The organism is Oleiphilus sp. HI0066, assembly GCF_001635725.1.
Map to the genome: position 1 here is coordinate 1 of NZ_LWFH01001436.1, position 1,197 is coordinate 1,197.

2 protein-coding genes are annotated in these 1,197 nt (G+C 49.5%); both read left to right on the forward strand.

What is annotated here, in order from left to right:
- On the forward strand, positions 1-622 hold a 622-nt coding region (locus tag A3738_RS22010), incomplete at its 5' end, for a penicillin-binding transpeptidase domain-containing protein (RefSeq protein WP_255376196.1).
- On the forward strand, positions 619-1,197 hold a 579-nt coding region (locus tag A3738_RS22015; RefSeq protein WP_197473962.1), incomplete at its 3' end, for an FtsW/RodA/SpoVE family cell cycle protein. The genes A3738_RS22010 and A3738_RS22015, both read left to right, overlap by 4 nt.

Below are 1,197 nucleotides of genomic sequence, written 5' to 3' on the forward strand. Positions count from 1 at the left end.
TGTTTCAGAGGGTAGGTCAGGGATCCTTCCATCAAGAGAGTGGAAGAGGGCTTGGCGGGGGCTTCCATGGTATCCAGGCGATTCCTTAAATATGGGGATAGGTCAAGGGTTTATGCTTGCAACACCTTTTCAGCTCGCGACTATGACAGCTCTAATTGCCAATCATGGGCAATGGGTCGCGCCTCGCTTATTAAAGAGTACGCGCGATGGGTCTATTGTGTTAAGTCAACGTCCAGATAAAGGGAGTGATGTGGCGTTAAATAAACCTGATAACTGGGATTATATTGTCGAGACGATGGAAGAGGTTATGCATGGTAAGAAGGGGACTGCGAGAGCGAGTGGCGCTAGGTCCTCATACCGTATAGCAGGCAAGACAGGAACAGCTCAGGTGGTCGAAATTCCGCAGGGTGAGGAGTATGACGCAGAAGCGCTAGCAGAGCGTCATCGTGATCACGCATTATTTGTCGGTTTTGCGCCAGCAGATGATCCAGTCATTGCTGTCGCCGTGATTGTCGAAAATGGCGGAGGTGGTAGTTCTGCGGCCGCGCCGATTGCTCGTGCAGTATTTGACGAATGGATCAATGTTCTATCAGTTGATGCCGATCAAGGAGTCCTTCAGTGAGAGGAGATTTCTTGCGGCATATGCCGGGCGCGGATGCGAGTCTCGGTAAAGGGAAGTCGTTCTTTTACCGCCTGCATATCGACCCAATATTGCTTGGTCTTTTGTTAGCTTTGGTTGGCTTTGGTTTAGTGATCTTGTATAGCGCTGGTGGTGAGCGTTGGGCTTATGTAGAGCGCCAGGGGATCAGATTTTTGGCTGCGTTCGGTGTAATGTTCGTAGTAGCGCAGTTCGAGCCTAGTTTCTATAAACGTTGGTCTGTCGTGCTGTTTGTTCTGGGTGTTATCGCCTTATTAGGTGTGATGTTTTTTGGTGTCGGTGCAAAGGGGGCTCAGCGCTGGCTTCAACTGCCTGGCTTGCCGCGCTTTCAGCCTTCTGAGTTAATGAAGCTGATTGTGCCTATGATGGCGGCGTGGTATTTGTCTAGTCGTTATCTTCCTCCGAGTTTCAGAGATGTTTTTGTAACGCTCGTGCTGATCTTCGTGCCCGTGTTGTTAATTGTGCAGCAACCAGATTTGGGTACCTCGATATTAATTGCTTCGTCGGGCTTGTTCGTTATTTTATTTGCGGGCATATCA